10 protein-coding genes are annotated in these 20,159 nt (G+C 74.2%); 4 read left to right on the top strand and 6 right to left on the bottom strand.

The annotated features are described in order from the left end of the window. The first annotated feature begins 169 nt into the window (after nt 1-169). Nucleotides 170-1,405: an amidohydrolase gene (locus ACFY0K_RS30155; protein WP_390642466.1), complete on the top strand. Its 1,236-nt coding sequence runs from the start codon at nt 170-172 to the stop codon at nt 1,403-1,405. A gap of 16 nt (nt 1,406-1,421) precedes the next feature. Here ACFY0K_RS30155 and ACFY0K_RS30150 read toward each other — a convergent pair whose 3' ends face one another. Beyond that, nucleotides 1,422-4,154: a LuxR C-terminal-related transcriptional regulator gene (locus tag ACFY0K_RS30150; protein ID WP_390642465.1), complete on the bottom strand. Its 2,733-nt coding sequence runs from the start codon at nt 4,152-4,154 to the stop codon at nt 1,422-1,424. A 430-nt stretch (nt 4,155-4,584) separates the two neighbouring features. On the opposite strand from ACFY0K_RS30150, the gene ACFY0K_RS30145 reads away from it, so the two are divergent. The 3 genes from ACFY0K_RS30145 (at nt 4,585) to ACFY0K_RS30135 (ending at nt 7,992) form a co-directional block, all read left to right on the top strand. Further along, complete coding sequence (locus tag ACFY0K_RS30145; RefSeq protein ID WP_351956686.1) at nt 4,585-5,235, top strand: response regulator transcription factor; 651 nt, start codon at nt 4,585-4,587, stop codon at nt 5,233-5,235. Between the two features lie 136 nt (nt 5,236-5,371). Further along, nucleotides 5,372-6,031 carry a DUF4255 domain-containing protein gene (locus ACFY0K_RS30140; protein WP_390642464.1) on the top strand — a complete coding sequence of 220 codons (660 nt, stop codon included), beginning with the start codon at nt 5,372-5,374 and terminating at the stop codon, nt 6,029-6,031. Beyond that, on the top strand, nt 6,028-7,992 hold the full coding sequence (locus ACFY0K_RS30135; RefSeq protein ID WP_390642463.1) for an AAA family ATPase: 1,965 nt from the start codon (nt 6,028-6,030) through the stop codon (nt 7,990-7,992). The genes ACFY0K_RS30140 and ACFY0K_RS30135 overlap by 4 nt, the downstream gene beginning before the upstream one ends. A 4-nt stretch (nt 7,993-7,996) precedes the next feature. On the opposite strand, the gene ACFY0K_RS30130 is transcribed toward ACFY0K_RS30135, so the two are convergent. From ACFY0K_RS30130 to ACFY0K_RS30110, 5 genes are all read right to left on the bottom strand, one after another. Beyond that, a complete protein-coding gene (locus tag ACFY0K_RS30130; RefSeq protein ID WP_390642462.1) occupies nt 7,997-10,003 on the bottom strand; it encodes a hypothetical protein in 2,007 nt (668 codons plus the stop codon). 194 nt (nt 10,004-10,197) lie between these two features. Next, a complete protein-coding gene (locus ACFY0K_RS30125) occupies nt 10,198-11,634 on the bottom strand; it encodes an RICIN domain-containing protein (RefSeq protein ID WP_390642461.1) in 1,437 nt (478 codons plus the stop codon). Continuing rightward, nucleotides 11,631-13,073: a hydrolase gene (locus tag ACFY0K_RS30120; RefSeq protein ID WP_390642460.1), complete on the bottom strand. Its 1,443-nt coding sequence runs from the start codon at nt 13,071-13,073 to the stop codon at nt 11,631-11,633. Before ACFY0K_RS30120 ends, ACFY0K_RS30125 begins: the two co-directional genes overlap by 4 nt. Nucleotides 13,074-13,176: 103 nt before the next feature. After that, a complete protein-coding gene (locus ACFY0K_RS30115) occupies nt 13,177-14,664 on the bottom strand; it encodes a DUF4157 domain-containing protein (protein WP_390642459.1) in 1,488 nt (495 codons plus the stop codon). Nucleotides 14,665-14,757: 93 nt separating this feature from the next. Then, a complete protein-coding gene (locus ACFY0K_RS30110) occupies nt 14,758-19,941 on the bottom strand; it encodes a hypothetical protein (RefSeq protein WP_390642458.1) in 5,184 nt (1,727 codons plus the stop codon). Nucleotides 19,942-20,159: the final 218 nt, after the last annotated feature.

Genomic DNA, 20,159 nt, shown 5'->3' with positions numbered 1-20,159 from the left:
CCACGACGCAGTCGCAGAGGAACGACGCGGAGCGACGGCCGTGCCGGAATCCGGCAGACCCAGGCCGTTCACGTCGTTTTCCTGCGTTTCTGCGCGAAGTCCGGTCCCGGGGTCGATCCTGATCCTGACTCGGCAGGCACGCGACGCACACACCCCGGGAGACGACGACATGAGCACCAGCCCCCTCCTGACCGGCCTGAGCGACCGGCTGCCCGAGCTGCGGGCGCTCTACGAGGACCTGCACGCGCACCCGGAGCTGTCGTTCGCCGAGGAGCGGACCGCGGCCGTCGTCGCGGGGCGGCTGCGGGAGCAGGGCTGGGAGGTCACCGAGGGGGTCGGCGCCACCGGGGTGGTCGGGGTGCTGGCCAACGGGGACGGGCCGGTGGTGCTGCTGCGGGCCGACATGGACGCGCTGCCGGTGCAGGAGGAGACCGGGCTGCCGTACGCCTCGAAGACCGCCGGGGTGATGCACGCGTGCGGGCACGACCTGCACGTCGCCTGTCTGCTGGGGGCCACCGGGCAGCTGGCCGCCGGACGGGACGGCTGGCGCGGGACGGTGGTCGCCGTCTTCCAGCCGGCCGAGGAGGTCGGCGGGGCGCCGAAGGTGCTCGCGGACGGGTTCGCCGAGCGGTTCCCGCGGCCGGACGTGTGCCTCGCCCAGCACGTGGCGGCGGCGCCCGCCGGGCTGGTCGGGACCCGGGCGGGAGCGCTGATGGCGGGCGCGGACAGCATGCGGGTCACGCTGTTCGGGCGGGGCGGCCACGGGTCCACGCCGGAGGCCACCGTCGACCCGGTGGTGCTGGCCGCCGCGGTCGTGATGCGGCTGCAGACCGTCGTCTCCCGCGAGGTGGGCGCGAACCAGCAGGCCGTCGTCACGGTCGGCTCGATCCACGGCGGGACCAAGGAGAACATCATCCCGGACAGCGTCGAGCTGAAGATCAACGTACGGACCACCACGGCGGCCGTCCGGGAGCGGGTCCTGGCCGCGGTCGAGCGGATCATACGGGCCGAGGCCGCCGCCTCCGAGGTGTCCAGGGAGCCGGAGATCGTCCCCATCGACTCCTTCCCGGTCACCCACAACGACCCCGCCGCGACCGCGTCCGTGCAGGCCGCGCTGGCCGGCGAGTTCCCGGGCCTCACCTTCGAGCTGACCTCACCGGTCCCCAACAGCGAGGACTTCGGGGCCTTCGGTACGGCCCTCGGGGTGCCCTCGGTCTTCTGGTTCGTCGGCGGCGCCGACCACAGGCTCTACGAGGGCGTCGACCTGGAGGCCCTGGTCCGCGACGGCATCCCCCCGCAGATCCCCTCCAACCACTCCCCGCACTTCGCGCCCGTCCCCGAACCGACGATCGAGACGGGCGTCCGCGCCCTGCTCGCGGCGGCGGCCCACTGGCTCGCCCCCTGACGATCCGTCCGGTCCGCTACGGACGGGGCCCGGCCTGGTCCAGGGCCGGGCGCAGGTCCGCCCGGCGGCGGATGCCCAGCTTGCGGTAGGTGTGCGTGAGGTGGGTCTCCACGGTGCGGCGGGCCAGATGGAGGGCGGCCGCGATCTCCACGTTCGTGCGCCCCGCGGCGGCGAGTTCGGCGATCCGCCGCTCGCTGCCGGTGAGGGAGGCGGCGCCGGTACGGCGCCTCGGGGAGCGGGCGCCGCCCCTGCGCAGGATCTCCTCGGTCAGCTCCGACAGCCGTACCGCGCCCTGCCGTTCGGCGTGCTCGGCGGCCTCCCGCAGGCAGTCGCGGGCGCGGGCCCCCTCACCGGCGGCGGTCAGCTGGCGGCCCAGCGCGATCAGGGCGAGCGCCGGCTCGGTACCGGCCGGGCCGCCGTCCCGCAGCAGCCGCACCGCCTCCTCGGTGAGCTCCAGACCGCGGCGCCCCCCGGTCGCCGTACCGAGGACGCGCAGCGCCCGTCCCACCGTGCGCGCGGTGCCCCAGACCCGGGCCAGCCGCAGCTCCTCCTCGGCCAGGGCGATGGCCTCCAGCGGGCGGTCCAGGGCCAGCCGGCACTCGGCGGCGGCGGTCCGCCACGGGGTGACCACCGGGCTGATCACGTCACGGGCCGTCTGGCGGCGCCCGCACTCCAGGAAGTCGTGCAGCGCGGCGGCCGGGTCCCCGGCCGCCGCCCGCACCACGCCCCGCGCGTACAGGAACCGGTTCAGCTCCCAGGAGTCCGGCGCCTCCCGCAGGTCGATCCCGGCGACCAGGTCCGCGGCCTGTGCGCCGCGGCCGGTCTCCACGAGCGCGATCAGCGCGTGCGCGTCGGCGTTGGACGGCGTGACCGCGTCGGGGACGGCGGCCGGGCGGGTGTGGTCGGCGCGGGCCGCCGCGATGTCCGCACGGTTGTTGAGCAGCGCCTGGTGCATGGGGTGCAGCAGGTCGGGGCGCTGCCCGGCCAGACCGCGGTCCACCAGCCGGTCGGCCTCGTCGAGTTCGTCCGCCCACTGGGCGACGGTGGCCGCGGTGCCGACCAGGAACGGCTCGGTGAGCGGGTCGGTGGGTTCGGCGAGCAGGGTGCGCAACTGCCGCATGGCGTCCCGGGCCGAGGTGAGGCCCGCGGAGGCCGCGTGCCGTACCAGCAGGGCCTGGCCGGCCGTGCCGACCAGCTCCGGGGAGCGGTCGGCGGCCTCGGACAGCCGCCGGTAGACCTCCTGCCGTACCTCCTGGTCCTGGTCGGACAGGAGGACGGAGGCGGTGTGCAGGGTGCGGACCAGGTCGGGGTGGCCGTCCAGTTCGCCGTGCACGGAGCACAGCAGCTCGACGGCCTTGCGGGTGCGGCCCCGGCCGGTGAGCGCGGTGCCGAGGGCCACGGCCGCGCGCACCCGGTCCTGCGGGGTCGCGGGCAGCCGGACCGCCTCGGCCAGGCGGGGTATCGCGGCGGAGGAGCGGGGCGCCGCGTACTCCAGTGAGCCCAGCTCGGTCAGCAGCCGCTGCCGGCGGTCGTCGGGGAGGGGTTCCTCCAGGGCGCGGCGCAGGTAGGCGACGGCGTCCTCGGCGCGGTCCTCGTGGAGGGCGACGGCGGCCGCGTCCCGGAGCAGGGCCGGTGCCCAGGGGGCGTCCACCGGTCCGGTGGCGAGCAGCTGGCGGGCCACGGCCTCGGCGGGCGCGTCCTGGTGCAGCATCGCCTCGGCGATCGCCCGGTGGGCGGTGCGGCGGCGGGCGGCGGGGACACCGGCGAGGATCGCGTCGCGCAGCAGCGGGTGCGGGAAGTGCGGGCGGCCGTCGGGGCCCAGGGTGAGCAGGCCGAGGTTGGTCATGGCGGTGAGCCAGCCGGCCACCCGGACGGGGTCGGCGTCGGCCAGTTCGGCGAGGAGCGGGGTGATCTCGCTCTCCGGCAGGCCGGTGCCGGAGTCCTCCTCCAGGACGGCGAGGGCGCGGGCGACCTCGGTGGTGGCCGGTCCCGCACTGTCCAGCCACCACTGGACGGCGGCCGGGTACGCGCCCGGGTAGAGGGCGGCCGTCGTCTCGGGCACGTCCCGGTGCCGGCTCTCGTCCAGGTCGTCGAGGAGGGCGCCCAGCAGCAGGGGGCTGCCGGCCGCCGCCCGGACACAGGCGTCGACCCAGAACGGGGACGCGGCGGGGAACACGGCGTGCACCCGGGCGGCGGCGGCCGCCGGGGCGAGGGGCGCGAGGGTGTGGGTGCGGACCAGCGCCGGCGGCAGGGTGTGGGTGAAGCCGGGGGCGGGCGGGTCGAGGTCGTACTGGCTGCGTTCGCTGACGACGAGGAGGATCGGTAAGCGGTCTATGTGCCGGGCCGACTCCACGAGCCAGCGGTGCGAGGGGGCGTCGGCGAGGTGGACGTCGTCCACGGCGACGAGGAGCGGCGAGTCGTCGGCGTAGGCGCGCAGCACCCGCCACAGGCCTGCGGCGGTGGACCGCTCGTCCCCGTCCACCGCGAGATCGGCGAACTCGGGTACCGGGCCGAGGAGTTGGAGGACGGTCGAGAAGGAGATGGAGGTGTCGCCGGGTGAGCAGCGGGCGCGGAGCACCTTCAGGCCGAGGGTGCTCGCCTGCTCGGCGGCGGCCTCCAGGACGGTGGTGCGTCCGGTTCCGGTGGCGCCCCGGAGAAGCACGAGGCGGCCGCTGCCGGCCAGCGTGCGCTCGGCTTCCTCGGCCAGCAGGTGCGTGGCGGCGGCGAGTTCAGGGGACGGCTGGGTCATGCCTGGCTCCTCGCGGTGCGCTGGTGGGTTCGGGGGGTTAGAGGTGGTGGGAGCGGGAGAGGTTGTGAGGTGGCGGGTGTGGACGGCGGGTTTGTTGCAGGGGCCGCACATTTGATACGGGGCTGTGGATCTGGGTGGGGGGTGCGTGCGGTTGCGCGTGAGCCGTGGGCCGGTGGGGGCTGGTCGCGCAGTTCCCCGCGCCCCTTTTCGGGTCGGACCAGTGGACCCACCTTCTTGGGGGCGCGGGAAACTGCGCGAGAAACCCCCACCGGCCCGCAGTCGCCCACAACCCCGCGAAACCCGATACATCTCGTGGTCGTTCTCGTGGTCCTCCACGATTGTCGTTGCCCCTTTGGCCACAGCAGGCTGGGTACTACCGCCCGTCACAGTTCCCTCGGAGACGACGGGCACGTGAACATGGGGGAAGCGGTTGGTCAGCAACAGCTCATTCGCGCCGGTCGGCCGCACGCCGGTGGCGGTGTACGCGCCGGACCCGATCTCCCGCGAGGGCGCGCTCAGCCAGCTGCGGCGCCACCCGGAGGTCGAGATACGCGAGGAGTCCGAGACCGGGCCCGGCACGGTGGCGCTGCTCATCAGCGACGGCCTCGACGAGCCCGAACTGACCCGGCTGCGCCGGGTGGTGCGCAGCGAGGGGGCGCGGGCCGTACTCGTGGTCGGGGCGCTGCGCGAGACCGAGCTGCTCGATGTGATCGAGTGCGGGGTCGGGGCCATCGTATGGCGCCACGAGGCCACCGAACTCCGGCTCGTGCAGGCCGTGTTGGCGGCGGCGCGAGGCGACGGGGACCTGCCGGCCGACCTGCTCGGCCGGCTCATCAACCAGGTCGGCACCCTGCACCGCAGCGCCGCCGGCCGTCCGGGTGCCCCGGCGGCCGGGCTGTCCGCCCGCGAGGTGGACGTCCTGCGGCTGGTCGCCGAGGGCCTCGACACCGGTGAGATCGCCAGCAAGCTGTCCTACTCCGAGCGCACCGTCAAGAACGTGATGCACGGGCTGACCACCCGACTGCACCTGCGCAACCGGGCCCACGCCGTCGCCCATGCCCTCCGGGAAGGCTACATCTGACCGATCGGGCAGCGGACACCGGTTCCGGGGCAGGCCGGTCTGCCCGGCCGCGCCTGCGGGCCCGGCCGGGACGAAGGGCAGGATGGGGCGTGTATGCCGAGCGGGCCGCGCGGGTCCATGGGGTGGTGAGTACGGCGTGATCCACGAGGTGGACCAGGTGCTGCGGAACCTGCTGACCGGCGGTGCGCTGGAGGGCTCCGGCATCGAGGTCTCCTTCGACGCGCCGACCCGCGACTGGTCGGCGCGCCGCAACGGCCCCGTGATCAACAGCTACCTGTACGACATCCGGGAGGACGTGCACCGCCGTCAGCGCGGGCACGTCGACGTCCGCGACGAGCGGGACGTCGTGGTCAAGCGCCGCCAGCCGCCCCGCTGGTTCCGGCTGTCGTACCTGGTGACGGCGTGGACCAAGCGGCCCGAGGACGAGCACCGGCTGATCAGCGCGGTGCTCGCGACACTGATCCCGCGGGAGCTGATCCACCCCTCCGAACTTCCGGGCTCACTGGGCGCGCTGGGCCTGACGATCCCGCTGTCGTGCGCCGGCATCCAGACCGAGGCGCGCTCCCTCGCCGAGATCTGGTCGGCGCTCGGCGGCGAGCTCAAGCCGTCCCTGGACGTCGTGATCACGGCCCCCTTCCCGGCCTACCCCGAGTACGACGCCGGTCCGCCGGTCACCGAGGGCGCCGCGGTGCGGGTCCGCGGCGGGACGGACGACACCGCACCGGTCCTCGAGGAGCGGGCCCACCGGCCCGGCCAGGTCGCCGAGGCCGCGGCCGCCCGGAGGGGCCGGGCGTGACCCTGGACGTCTCCCTGGAGCCGGCCGCCGCGCTCCTGACCCGGCTGTCCGCGCTGCGCGACCGGGTCGCCGCCCTCGTCGCCCACCGTTCGGCCGACGACCCGACGGCCGACGACCCGCTGCGCGGCCTCTACCTCTCCGAGGAAGCGGTACGGCACCTGCTGCGCCCCGAGCCGGAACCGGCCGAACTGCCCGACCTGGCCGACGGTTTCGCCGACCCGCTCGCCGCCCTCGCGGCCCGCCTGCGCCTCGCCCCGCTCGACACCACCCTCCTCCTCATCGCCCTCGCCCCCGACCTCGACCGCACCTTCGAGCAGCTGTACGGCTACCTCAACGACGACGTCGGCCGCCGCCGCGCCACCGTCGGCCTCGCCCTCGACCTGTACGGCGCCCCCGCGCACCTCGCGGCGGCCCGCGCCCGCTTCCACCCCACCGCCCCGCTCACCGCGCTCGGCCTGCTCACCGTCGAGGAGCCAGAACGTCCCTTCCTCAGCCGCTCGTTGCGCGTCCCCGACCGGGTCCTGGCGCACCTCCTCGGTGACGACACCCCGGACGCGGCGCTGACCGGGCACCTGCGGGAGCCGTCGTACGGCAGTGCGCCCGCGGACGCGGAGTTCACCGGCCGGGTGGCCGCGCGGATCGCCGCCGGGCCGCTCTTCGCCTACCTGCGGGAACGGCGGGAGGGCGAGGGCCTCGGCTGCGCGACGGCCGCGCTGCGGCTCGCGGGGCGGGCGGTGCTGCACTGCACCGGGCCCGAGGAGCGGATCCCGGAGCTGCTGCGGGAGGCCCGCCTGAGCGGGCGGGCGATCCTGGTCGACAGCGACCAACCAGGCCCCCTCCTGGCAGCGTTGGGCGCCGGTACCGCCGCGGACGTCACGGTGCTGGTCACGTCCGCCCGCCCCTACGACCCCCAGTGGTGCGACCAGCGCGACCCGCTCGTCCTGGAGGTGCCCTCCCGGCGCGCCGCGGACCTGGACGCCTGGGCCGACGTCCTGCCCGGCGACCCCGGCTTCGACCTCGCCGCCACCGTCGCCCCGTACCACCTCGGCGGCGAGCGCCTCACCCGGGCGGCCCGGGCCGCGCAGGACCTCGCCGCCTTCGACGGCACCCCGCTGACCGCCGCCCACCTGCGGCTCGGTGCCCGCCAGCAGTCCGCCTCCGGCCTGGAGCAGCACGCCCGCCGGATCCGGCCCGCCGTCGACTGGCGCGACCTGGTGCTGCCTGAGCGGCCGCTGGCCGAACTGCGGGAACTCGCCCTGCGGGCCCGCCACCGCGACCGGGTGCTCGGCGACTGGCGGCTGAGCGCGGGCGGCGGCCGGGGACGCGGTGTGCTCGGCCTCTTCGCGGGCGAGTCGGGCACCGGCAAGACCCTGTCGGCGGAGGTGGTGGCCGCCGAACTCGGCCTGGACCTCTACGTCGTCCAGCTCTCCTCCGTCGTCGACAAGTACGTCGGCGAGACCGAGAAGAACCTCGAACGCATCTTCACCGAGGCCGACCGCACCGACGCCGTGCTCCTCTTCGACGAGGCCGACGCCGTCTTCGGCAAGCGTTCCGAGGTCAAGGACGCCCACGACCGGTACGCCAACCTGGAGTCGGCCTACCTCCTGCAGCGCCTGGAGGCCTTCGACGGCATCGCGCTGCTCACCACCAACCTGCGCGCCAACATCGACGAGGCCTTCACCCGCCGCCTGGACCTGGTGATCGACTTCCCGTTCCCGGACGAGGAGCAGCGCCTGGCCCTGTGGCGGCACGGCCTGGCGCACGTGCCGAGCGAGGCGGGCGTCGAACTGCGCCCGCTGGCCCGGGACTTCGAGCTGTCCGGCGGCGCGATCCGCAGCGCGGTCGTCACCGCCGCCTACCTCGCCGCCGGCCGTGACCGGCCCCTCACCGCGGCCGACCTCCTGGAGGGCGCCCGCCGCGAGTACCGCAAGGCGGGGCGCCTGGTGCCGGGGACGTGGTGACCGGTCAGCCGACCTTGACCGTCCAGGACGAGGAGTAGGTGTCCGTCAGGTCGGTGGTACCCGGGCGGTAGACACGCAGCGTCCACGTTCCCGTGTGCGAGAAGGTGATCTTCGCGGTGGCGCTGCCGCCGGTGGCGAGGGTGGCGCTGGTGAGCGTCACCCAGGTGCCGTTCTTCTGGCGGGCCTGGAAGCGCAGTGCGGTCCCCTTGACGTACGGGGAGCTGAGCGCGGTGTAGGACACGGGCTTGCCGTGGACGGCCTTGACGGCCGGCTTGCTGATCTTGAGCACGGCCTTGACGTGCGAGGCCAGGGTCTTGCTGGTCGAGGACGTCCACGTCAGGTTCCTGGCCGCGGTGACGGCACGCCAGGCGCCGTTGTACTTGGCGGTCGCGGTGTAGGAGGCCTTGCCGGTGCTGTCCGCGGTGACGGTCGCCTGGGTCTTCCAGGTGGTGGTTCCCGCCCGCTTGTACTGGAAGGCGACCTTGGCGCCCGCCGCGGGCCCGGCGCCGGTCTGGGCCACGGTGGCGGTGAAGGTCGCCTTGCCGCCGTAGGTGCTGGTGGCCGGGCCCGTCAGCTGGGTGGTCGTGGCGGCCACGACGCGGAGCGGCAGGCTGCGCACCGTGGTGTCGCCGTACTGGGAGACGATGGTCAGCGTGACGTCGTGCACCCCGGTGGTCGTGGCCTTCCAGGTGCCGGCGGGCTGCGTGGGATAGCTGCCGGTGGCGACCGCTGTGCCGTCGACGTCGAGGGTCCAGTGCTCGGCCCGGCTGACGCCGTCGGCGGCGGACGTGGTGGCGGCGAGCTTCCAGCTGCTGCCCGCCACGGGGAAGTCCTGGAAGCCGTCCGTCCAGGTCGGCGCGACCTCGGACACCACCCTGACCGGCAGGTCCACCCGGCCGTGGGCGCCGCGGTTGTCGACCGTGTCGAACGTCAGCGTGTGGGTGCCGTAGGGGAGCGGGCCGACGTCGGCGATGAAGCCCGCGGTGTTCCCCTCGTAGGTGTAGGCGTCGACCGGCGTCGTCGCCTGCGCCTTGCCGTCGACCGACACCGTGGTGCTGACCGGGTAGGCGTAGTTGAAGTTGTGCGGGAACGGCTTGTTCAGCGCCGACGGGTAGGCGTACTGCACGCTCACCGGGGTCTTGTCCGGGCGGATGACGGTGCCGAGCTTCGGCGTGACGGTGAAGCCGTGGTCGACCAGGGTGAGGGCCCGGACCGGGGAACCCGCGCGGCCGTCCTTGTCGTAGGCCACGACGAAGAGGTCTCCCGCGTACAGGCCGGCCGGGACCGCGCTCGTGTCCAGCGTGGTGGTCCACGTCGAGCCGTCTTCCGGGGCGGTCAGGTCGACCGGGGCGGGCCAGGCCCTGCTGGAGCTGAAGTACCGTACGCGCGAGACGCCCTTGTCGCCGGTCGCGGTGGCGCGCAGCGACAACGCGTCGTCCGCGGTCAGGCCCACGGGCTTGTAGGTGGTCCAGGCGTCCTCGCCGGGCAGATCGGGCAGGGTGACGGTCGGCCGCCCGTTGTCGACGGTGACGGCGGTGTCGGCCGTGACGGTCCGCGGGCGGGGGCTGTCCACCTCGACGTGGACGGTGTTCGCGCCGTCGTTCACCAACGGCGCTTCCACCCCGTTCGCGGTCCCTCCGAACTGCTGGGTAGCGGCGGTGTCCAGGGTCGCGTGCAGGGTGCAGGAGGGCAGGCAGTCCCCCGGGTTCAGGGTGAAGGTCTGCTTGACCGTGCCGGTGCCCTGGTACTCACCGCTGCCGGTGATGCTGACCACGGCCTCGGTCGGCTCGTCGCCCGGATCCGCCTGCACCGTGAAGGTGACGTCCGTCGTGCCGGTGATCGTCTGCCCGGCACTGACCGTGCCGTCGCCTCCGGCGTCCGAGGAGATGCCGTCGATCGTGATCACGGCACCGGTGTCGTCCGCGACGGCGGCCGACACGGGCGTGACGGCGCACAGCACGGCGGCACTCGCGACAACCGCGAGCGATCTGACAGATCGGGATATGTCCACGTCTCTCCTCCGGAACCTGCCCTGGCTCGGCGGAGGCGCCCGGTGCGGTCCGCACGCCGTCTCCGCGGAGTGGGTGGCAGTGAGGCAGTGGCGTGGAGATCTTGGACGGACTCCGACTGCGTGTCAAGAGCCCCGCTGGTCGTGCCAAGGGGTGGGAAGGCCCGCCGACGGCTCCGGGTCGCGCCCGGCCCCGCTCAGTCGCCCGAAGGCTGGACGATCCGCCATTCCTGGTCGTCGGTGTTGGAGCAGTAGTACAGGGTGAGGTTGGTGTCGTTGCCGCCGGTGCTGTAGCCCGCGACGTCCAGGCAGAGGTTGTCGCTGGCGAAGTTGCGGATCCAGTAGGCGCCGCTCGGCTGCTTGTCGACCCACCAGAGCTGGTTGTCGGCCTTGGTGCCGTCGCACTCGTACTCGGTGATCGGTGCGGACAGACGGGCCGAGCCGTGGTCGGGCAGGTCCATGCACAGCTGGTCCTTGGCGTTGCGGATCTGGAAGAGCGCGGCCGAGCCGGGGCCGCCCTTCGGGTACCGCACCTCGAGGTTCCAGAGCTGGTTGTCGTGGGTGGTCTCGTCGCAGGTGTACTCGCGCACCGGGCCGTCGCTGGTGCCGTTGCCGTAGCCGGGGATGTCGGCGCACTTCCTGGTGGTCGTGTTGAGGAGCAGGACGTTCGTCGCCGGCACGACCGGCTTCGCGGTCTTCTTCTTCGTCGCCCGCGGGGCCGGCTGGGACCGGCCGCCGCCCTGGGTGTCGGACGAGCCGTTGCCGTCGTTCGCCGGCTGCTGCTCCACCGGGGTCGGCGAGGGTGCCGGCGCGGCCACCAGGGGGGCGCTGGCCGTGGGGCTGGGGGCGATGCTGCTCACCGCGGCTTCCACGGGCTGTTCCTGGGCGAGGCTCTGGACGTGGGGTTTGTAGTTGAACCAGATCAGGGCGAAGGTGACGGCGAGGGCCAGCAGGGTGCCGAAGAGGGTGGCGAGCCAGCGGGGCAGGAAACCGCGCTGGATGTAGGTGCCGTCCACAGGCTGTGGACTGACGCCCGACCGCTGGACGGTGAGGGCGTACGGCCGCTGCTCCTTGGGCCCGAACCAGATGATCCGGCGGGGTTTGAGGGTGGCCTTGACGAAGGCGGCGCGGCCCGGCTCGATCTGCACGTTGCTGGGGTGCAGGTCGTAGACGAGCTGGTCGCCGTTGTCGTTTCCGCTGACGGAGGCGGTGAGCTTGGTGTTGCCGAGGTTGTCGATGGCCAGCTGGGGGCGGCCCCGGAAGCGGCCCTTGACGGTCGGTGGGACCAGCTCGGCGCGGATCTCGGTGAAGGGGGTGATGGTGAGGTTGCCCTCGGGGACGGTGACGGCTTCGGGATGCTCGGTGGGCGTGACGCGGATGGCGTACGGGTTGGGGCCGGCGGCCGCGTCGGGGGTGCGGGGCGGGGCGAAGGTGAGCTCGACCGTGCCCGTGGTGCCCGGGTAGAGGCGGAGCGTGGCGGGCTCGATCGTCGTCCAGGGCGCGATGGGGCCCACCGGTTCGAAGCGGTACTCGTCGACGACGTCACCGGTGTTGCGCAGCCGCAGGCGTACACGGGTCGAAGCGCCCGGGTCCACGGTCGCGGAGGCCGGTTCGAGGGAGGTCCACAGCGTCATGGGGTCACCGTCAGCTTGAAGGCTTCGAGCCAGAGCGTGTTGTCGAGGGTGCCGACGAAATCGAGAGCGTTGTTGTCGCTGCGGGGGCCCTTGCACCACTGGTCGCCCCAGTCGTGGTCGCGGACCTTCGCGCTGCTGCAGCTCTGGCCGTTGCCGACGTTGAAGGCGAAGCCCTCGATATAGGGGTCGGCCGCCTTGGTGCTGCCGATGTAGTTGTCCTTGCCGTCGGCGATGATCGCCGTCCAGTTCGGGTACCACGTGCCCTGGCCGCTGGTGGACTGCGCGTCGTAGTGGAACCAGTTGGCGGCGGAGCCCTGGACGCCGTACACCGCGAGGTTGATGGCCTTGATCGGCAGGTTCTTGCCGACGGTGCCGGACATGGTGCCGTCGCAGACGGGCTTCTGCCAGCCGGTGCCCTGGACGTAGGAGCGGTAGCAGATGTGCCGCCCGGCCGGGTCGTCGGCGGCGAGGCGGTTGACCGCGGTCGCCGCGGTGTCCTGCTTGGGCTTGGCGGTCACGGTGGCCGTCGCACCACCGCCCCCGCCGCCTCCGCTCCCCCCGCCGTTGCCGTTCCCGGTGTCCGCCGGGGGCGCCGACGACGGCGTCTCGGTGGGCGCCGGCGGCGGCGTCGGGGTGACGGACGGGCTGGGCGCGATGCTGCTCACCGCGGCTTCCACGGGCTGTTCCTGGGCGAGGCTCTGGACGTGGGGTTTGTAGTTGAACCAGATCAGGGCGAAGGTGACGGCGAGCGCCAGCAGGGTGCCGAAGAGGGTGGCGAGCCAGCGGGGCAGGAAACCGCGCTGGACGTACGTCCCGTCGACGGGCTCCGGCTGCACCCCCGACCGCTGCACGGTGAGCCGGTAGGGCCGCTGCTCCTTCGGGCCGAACCAGATGATCCGGCGGGGTTTGAGGGTGGCGTTGACGAAGGCGGCGCGGCCCGGGTCGATCTGGACGTTGCTGGGGTGGAGGTCGTAGACGAGCTGGTCGCCGTTGTCGCTGCCGCTCACCGAGGCGGTCAGCTTCGTGTTGCCCAGGTTGTCGATCGCCAGCTTCGGGCGGCCCCGGAAGCGGCCCTTGACGGTCGGCGGGACCAGCTCCGCGCGCAGCTCGGTGAAGGGCGTGATGGTGAGGTTGCCCTCGGGGACCGTGACGGCCTCGGGGTGCTCGGTGGGCGTGATGCGGATGGCGTACGGGTTCGGTCCTGCCGTCGCGTCCGGGGTGCGCGGTGGGGCGAAGGTGAGCTCGACCGAGCCGGTGGTCCCCGGGTAGAGGCGGAGCGTGGCCGGTTCGACGGTCGTCCAGGGCGCGATGGGGCCCACCGGTTCGAAGCGGTACTCGTCGACGACGTCACCGGTGTTGCGCAGCCGCAGGCGTACACGGGTCGAGGCACCCGGGTCCACGGTCGCGGACGAGGGTTCCAGAGAGGTCCACAGGCTCACCGTTCGGACGCTAGTGCCGCGGCCGGGGCGGCGCAGGAGGCGTCGGGGCAGCTCCGGTGCCCCAAGAGGCAGGGCTCGGCCGACCTCCGGCCGCCTGCACGACCTACCCGGTCGGGAACATGTGGTTCCAGTACATGTTCCCGACGCGTCGCTGGAGCTTGTCGCGCAGGGACAGGGCGAACCGGCCCTTACCGGTCCTCTCGTCGTACTTCGGGTCGCTCAGCTCGGCCTCGATCGCACGCAACAGGTTCTGCTGGGAGGCACCACCGTGCGCCGCGACGTAACGGGTCATCGACCGCCACGGGTTGCCCAGCGGGGTGAACGGCCGCGTCTCCTCGTTGGCCTCGGCCTGCTCCCTGGCCCGGCTCGACAGGCTGTTGTCGGCGTCCGTGTACTCGAGGCGCATCTCGTCCGCGAACAGGTTCTCGTTCACCAGGATGTTGTGGTACTCCACCAGCGCCCGCTTGGCCCCGGCCATGTCGATGTCGAACCCGGCCTGGGCCTGCCGCAGATGGCCCATCTCGTGCTGGACGACCTGGTCGAACGTGAACTTGGCGGGCGGATCGGCGTTGACCAGGATGATGCCGGACTCCCGCAGGTAGCCGCCACCACCTGCCTGCTCGACCACCACGCTGGCAGGGGTGTTCCCGTCCTCGTAGTTGTTGAGCGACTGCACGCTCTCGTCCAGTTCGGCGCCGGTCAGCCCGACGACGTACCCCTCCTCGTAGTCCCGGAACCTCCGGCTGGCGGGTATGCCGTTCGGCACCTTGACCAGCTTGACGGTGCCCTCCTCGATGCCCAGTCTCTCGGACACGCCCTGCACGAACCCGGGACTCAGCACGCGCTGCACCGCGACCGGGCCGGGGCCTTCCGGCACCGGGGCGGGGACGGCGCTCGACCCGGTGCTCGCCGGCTGCCGCTGCACCTGGGGCGCCGGCCCGCTCATCACGCGCCGCGCCTTGCTCACCGCATGCCGCTCGCCGGAGTCGTTCACGTCGGACACGCTGACCCCGGCGCCGGTGTCCGTGCCGGGGACGGGACCCTTCAGCTGATCCTCGTAGTGGGTCAGTTCGTGGGCCCAGTCCTCCTTCGTCATGGAGTCGCCGACCACGATGTTGGGGCCCGTGGTGTAGGCCTTGGCGCCGAGTTCCTGCGCCGACTCCCGGGCCAGGGGTCCTGTGTGCACCCGCACGCCGCTGAAGTCCGCGCCGTCGAAACGGCTCTCCATCTCCGACTGCAGTGCCTGGTCCATGCTCTGGCCGGGGGATTCGATCACCCTGTGCACCAGGGCCTGGCGCTGCACCGCGGGCACGTGGCCACAGGCCGTGTCGTGTTCGTGGAGTTCCTCGCCCGCCGCCTGCCGCTGCACCGCCGGCAGGTGGCCGCAGCCGGCGTCGTGCCGGTGGCGCGACGCCTCGACGGTGCGGGCCACCGCGGCGTTGCCCGCCGTCCGCTGGAGGGCGAGCAGCCCGGCGGCGGTCCCGGTCCCGGTCACGGCCGCGCGGTCCGCGTCGGCGGACGCGTCCCGGGGCGCCGGGCGGCGGGTCGCCTGCGGTCGGCCGGCCTGGTTGTGCTCCTCCTGCGTGTGCATGAACTACCTTTCGGCGACGAACCCTTGACCACAACTACGAGCACCGGGGCGCAAGGCGCAAGGGGCGTTCGGGCAGTCTCGGGGGCAGCGTCCTCAGGACTCCCCGTCCGCCGCCGCCAGCACCTGGTGCGGGTCGGCCGGTGCGTGACCGCCCGGCGCGGCGGCCGCCATGCGCCGTACCGCCGGTTCGGGCATCCGGATCACCACCGGGTACGTGAGGGTGTGGTCCTGTACGCCGACCGCGCGTGCCGGATCGCGCAGCGCCCCGGTGTGCCGGTGGCGAACCCGGGCCACGGCCCTGACCTGCAGGGTGAACTGCACCAGCAGCGACGCGGCCTTCGGCTTCCGCAGCGGCACCGTGCCGGAGGCGTTGCCCGCGGCCTCGGTGGGACCGCCGTCGCGGCCGTACGTGCCGGGGACGTTGTTCATGCCCGAGTAGTCGGCGCGGACCGGGCCCTCGCCGCCCATGAACCGCGCGGAACGGCCGTGGTGGGCGGCGTGCTGTGTCTCGCCGGCCGCCGGACGCCCCTCGGGACCGCTCTGCGCGACCGTCTCGAACGTCATCGTGTCGCCCTTGCCGAGGATCTCCCCGTCGCGCAGCCGCGCGTGCAGGGAGCAGGCGATGTCCTGGCCCTCGACGCCGGACACGTGCACCGGCGGCAGCTGCGCACCGGCCGACACCAGGAGCGGCAGCGCCGCCGTGAGCCATTCGGTGGACACCGCCTCCCGCTGGGCGTAGTGCGCCGCGTTGCCCGCCTTCCGGAAGCCGCCGCCGACGTGCGCCTGCGCCATGGCCCGGCCGATCAGCTCCCGTATCTGCGGCGCGCCCCGGAAGCCGTTGACCTGCGCCTCTAGGGGCAGTTCGGCGCCGTCGGCACGCCATGCGGCCAGGGCGTCAGGAACGGCGTCGCGTACCGGGGCCGTGCTGCCCCGGGCGGGGCCCGCGCTCCGCTCCGGCCGGGCACGGGCGACGGCCTTCAGATCGTTGTCCAGCACGCGGTGCAGGAAGGACCCGTCGAGAGTCACGGACGCCAACCGGCCGTCCGCCGAACGCAGTTCGAGTTCCGCCTGGAAGGGGACCGTCACGTTCACCGAGTCGGCCCCGGTGTCCACGATGGTGCGCAGGCCGGTCTGGGTCCGGGTGGCCGCGGCCTGCCGGGTCGACGCGGTCTTCCCGACGCCGGGGCCCGCGACGGCGCCCGCGCTGCCGACGACGTCGTCGTGCGGCTTGCCCGCGCCGGTCAGCGAGGCGTCGACGCCGCTGGTGAGGCTCTCCTGGCTGCTGGTCGCGCGCTGTGAGTACGCGACGGTCGCGAACTCCATCTCCCGGTCGTTGCCGGACGGCCCGGCCACCGTGCCGGGCCCGGTGCGGCGGACGTGGAAGACGGCCCAGTACGAGGTGGCCCGGCGGCCGGGGACGGAACTGTTGCGCAGCAGTTCGACGGGAACTCCGCCGTCCATGGCCCCGGCGAGCAGGCCCACCGCGCCGTCCTGGTCCAGCACCCGCAGCAGCCGCTGCACGTTCTCGAACCGGTCGTCCAGCACCCGGGCCGGCAGGAGGTCGTCCGCCAGCGCCCGGTCCCGCACCGCCGCGCGCAGCCGTCCGAGCAGTGGCACGAAGTCGGGCATGCCGTCGACCAGACCGGCCCCCAGCGGGAGGTGCGCGGGGAGCGCCGGTACGCCGGACACGTCCCGCGGCGGTGCGGGTGGAGCGGCCTGCGGTTCCCGGCCGCCGGACCCCTCCGCCGCCCGCTCGGGGAGCTTGCCCTTCGGGTCCTTCGGGTCCTTCGGGCCTTTCCCGTCCTTCGGCGCGGGCCCCCACGTGGCCGCGGTCTCCGCCAGCGCCCGCTCCTGCTCCCGGGCCCGCTCCTCCGGCGTGCGCAGGCCCGCCTTGCGCAACTGCGGCTCGGTGAGCCAGAGTCCGACGGCGCCCGGCACCGTCAGCCGCTGCGACATCGCGTAGGGGCCGCGGCCGTTCACCGCGACCTCGGCCACCATCCATGCGGACAGGTCGCACTGCACGAGGTAGAGCGGTTTGGAGCGCGGATGGACGGAGTTGCGTTCGATCGTGCCGCCGGTCGTCGACGTGCCGGTCGTGGTCGTCGCCTGCCCGAAGGCGGGTGACACGCTCTGGGCCAGCGTCCAGCCCGCGCCGCGCTCCGACCCGGTGCCGTTGAAGGTCACCGCCCTGCTCTTCGTCGACGCGTGCTGCCCCGACGCCTGGTGGCCGCCCAGCACCATGTTCTCGACGCCGGCCCCGCCCACCCCGTCCTGCTCCGGCCTGCGACGCAGGACCCGCGGGTCGGTGAGGGCCAGCCGGGTGCCGACGGCACCGTTCAGCGCGGCCGCGCGCCGCGCGTGGCGCAGGTCGCCGACCACCCAGCCGGTGCGGGTGGCCTGCCGCAGGGCCGCGGTGACGGACTCCGGGCCGAGCCGCTCCTCCAGTGCGAGGCGCGGGGCGAGGCCCTCCGCCTGGTACGCCGTGTCCCCCGGCCGGTCCCGGTCGCCCTTGCGCGCGGCCAGGGCGAGCAACTGGAAGGCAAGTTGCCGCAGTTGCCCGCCGTCGCCGACGGTCTCCACGAACTCCCAGTCGCGTACCTGCCGTCCGGTGTCCAGGCCGGGTGCCCGGGTGAGCATGTCGTGGATGCCGGTGGCCCGGGAGGCGAGGTGGAACCTGGCGGCCCTGGACCGCCGCCCTGCGGTCCTGCGGTGCTCGTCGGCGCCCACGGTGAGCGCGGCCGGCGTGCTCAGCTCCACGTCCTGTCCCTCCGCGCTCCCGTCGAAGTGCTGCGGCACGGCGGCGTCGAGGTCGCCCAGCGAGGCGACGGTCCGGGCGTCGGGCTGCTCGCGGCCCGGGGCGCCGGGGGTGAGGGAGCGCTTCAGAGTGCGCTCCCGGGTGGTCATGGTGACCTTGGCGTCGAGCATCAGCCGGGTGCCGAACGTGCTCGTCCTCACGTCACCGCTGTTGAGCGAGTCGCCCCGGACAGCGGGACCGCCCTGGACGCGGCGCGCGCTCTCCACCGCGGCGTTGGCGGTGACGCCGAGGGACAGCGCGCCCGGCAGCAGCGTGGCGTTCCCGCTGCCCTGCACGCCGGCCCTGCGGGCGGTGGCGCGGCCGGTCTGGCCGCCGGAGGCGACGCCCGAACTGCTGCGCACCAGCCAGTTGTCGGTGTCGCCGAGGTAGGTGAGCGCGCCGATCCGCCCGCGTACCCGGATCTGCACGTCGTGCGAGTGCAGGGTGGACTTCCGGCGCAGCCGCACCGGGATGCCGGCGCCCAGGAGCTGGTTCTTCTTCGCCCGCAGGTTGGTCTCCGAGAGCACGGTGACCAGCTCGCGGTAGTTGCGCATGCGCGCCTCGGACTCGTCCCGGTCCGGAATGCTCCCCCGCGGCCGGTCGCCGGTGGCGAAGTCCGGGAGGTAGCCCGCCAGTTCCGGCCGGGACGCGAAGAGCCCCTCCAGCGCCTCGACGAGGGGGCGCACGTCCAGGTGGGTGAGGGAGACGCTGTTGCCGACGGCGCCGAACGGCAGGTGGCGTTCGCTCTCGTGCTCGGTTCCGTCGGGCGCGGTCTCGGTGGGCCTGCGGTGCAGCGCGCCGGCCTGCACGCCCTCCGGCAGCGGCAGCCCGATGTGCTGGGCCTCCCGGGCGTTCAGGCTGACCCAGCTGTCCAGGGTGTGCTCGGCCGTGCGCTGCGCGGGGCGCAGCCGCTGTACGGGGGACGCGGGCCCCAGGCCCTGTACGGTCAGCCGGACCTGGCCGAGGTAGAGCACCTTGTCGCCGCGGATCTCGGCGCCCTTGCGGGTGGCCACGGTCTGGTCGGACGACGAGAACCGGGCGCTCTTCAGGGCGACGGAGCCCATGCCCTGGAACCGGACGACCGGTGCGCCAGGGGGGCCGAAGGCGACCGCGGGACCGGCCCCGGCCATACCGCTGCTGCCCTTCGCGCCGGTACGGCCCGCACCGTGCGCGCTCTGCTGGTGGGTGCGCAGCTGGGTCTGCCCCGCGCCCCAGCCCGGGGTCAGGGACACGATGTCGGCGCGCATCCGGTACGAACTGGCGGCGCTGCCGTCCGCGGAGAGCAGGTCCTCGCTGGGTACCCAGCCCGCGAGGAGCCGGGGCAGGTCCTGCAGCACGGTCGTGCCGGAGGTGGCCGCGAACAGCTTGGCCCGGCCGGGCGCGCCGGGCGCGGTCACCCAGGGCGCGAGCACGGAGGCGACCGTGTCGAACAGGCCGCCCCCGCCGCCGTGCGGGCCGCCGGGGTCCTCCACGGCCAGCGCCGCCATGGACCCGGCCTGCCGTACGGAGGTGGCCTGCTCCTCGCTCAGCTCCGGTCCGGGGACGGGCCGTACGGTGCCGTGCGGCACCAGGTGCTCGTGCGGGACGCGCATGACGAGGCTGCCGTCGCCGCTCGCGAGGTGCCGGCCCCGCGCGCCGTGCCGTCTGATCCGTACGACGAAGCGCACCCGGCGCCGCGCGGTGACCGTGCCGCCGCCGCTGCGGAAGGTCCGGGGCTCGGACACGGTGCGCGTGGAGTGCGTGTCGTGGGTGGAGGTCAGGGCGGCTCCGGCGGCGAGCTGCGCGCCGCCCAGGACACCGGGCGTGGGCGTCGGGACCAGGACGGTACCGGAGGCGCCGGCGCCCCACTGGCGGGCGCGGACCGTGTCGGCGGCCACCGTGCCCGCCGAGTTGTGCAGGTGGTCGACCTTGGTGTCGGCGTCCTCGCCCTGGGCGCTGTCCGCGAACGACAGCCCGGCCGCGTCCTCCGTGTCCCGCGGCGTGATGGAGACCGTGACGTCGTACGACGCCCCGTTCGCCCCGCGCACGGCGAAGGCCCGCCCGCGGCCGTAGAAGGTCTCCGGCCGCCCCGCCAGCTCCTGCCCTATCGCCTCCACGTCGGCGCCGTCCTGCCCGGTGACCCGGGTCACCTCGGCGGCGACGAACGCGTGGCCGGTCAGCCCGGAGGCGGTGGACAGGCCCGCCGAGGTCATCGCCGTCAGGTACGGGGGAAGCGTGAGCGGTGCCTGCTGCCGGGCCGCGGTGGGGACGGGTGGCGGAGTGCGGGTCGGGGCGGGCGGCCTGCCGCCGTCGAGCAGGCCGGCCAGGGCGGCGTTCCCCGCGGTGCTCTGCAGGTCCCGCATCTCGAGGGCGGCCGGGGGGAGCCCGCCCGGCGTCGACGGCTGCCGGCCGGCGGGGCCGTCCTCCCTGCCCTGGCCGGTGCGCTTCACCACGGCGGCGCCCGGCCCGCCGTCGCCCGGCGCCGGCTTCCCTGTCCGCCGCATCCCGCGCACTCCCGTCCCGGCGGGACCCGGGGTCCCGTCCGCGTCGTCCTGGTGGCGCGTGCGGGCGCCCGTGACGGGACGCGTCCCGTCTGGCCGTGCAGGGTAACGCGTGAACGGGAAGGGTCCGCAAGGGTGTGTTCGCTGAACGGGCCGGTTAACGAACCGGAGTTGAGATGCTCCGGCCCCATGGCCGGTGACCTGCGGCGGGTGGCTGCCCC

Origin of the sequence: Streptomyces sp. NPDC001507 (assembly GCF_042894765.1) — a bacterium.
Classification (GTDB): Bacteria; Actinomycetota; Actinomycetes; order Streptomycetales; family Streptomycetaceae; genus Streptomyces.
This window is presented reverse-complemented; position numbering and strand designations above follow the sequence as displayed.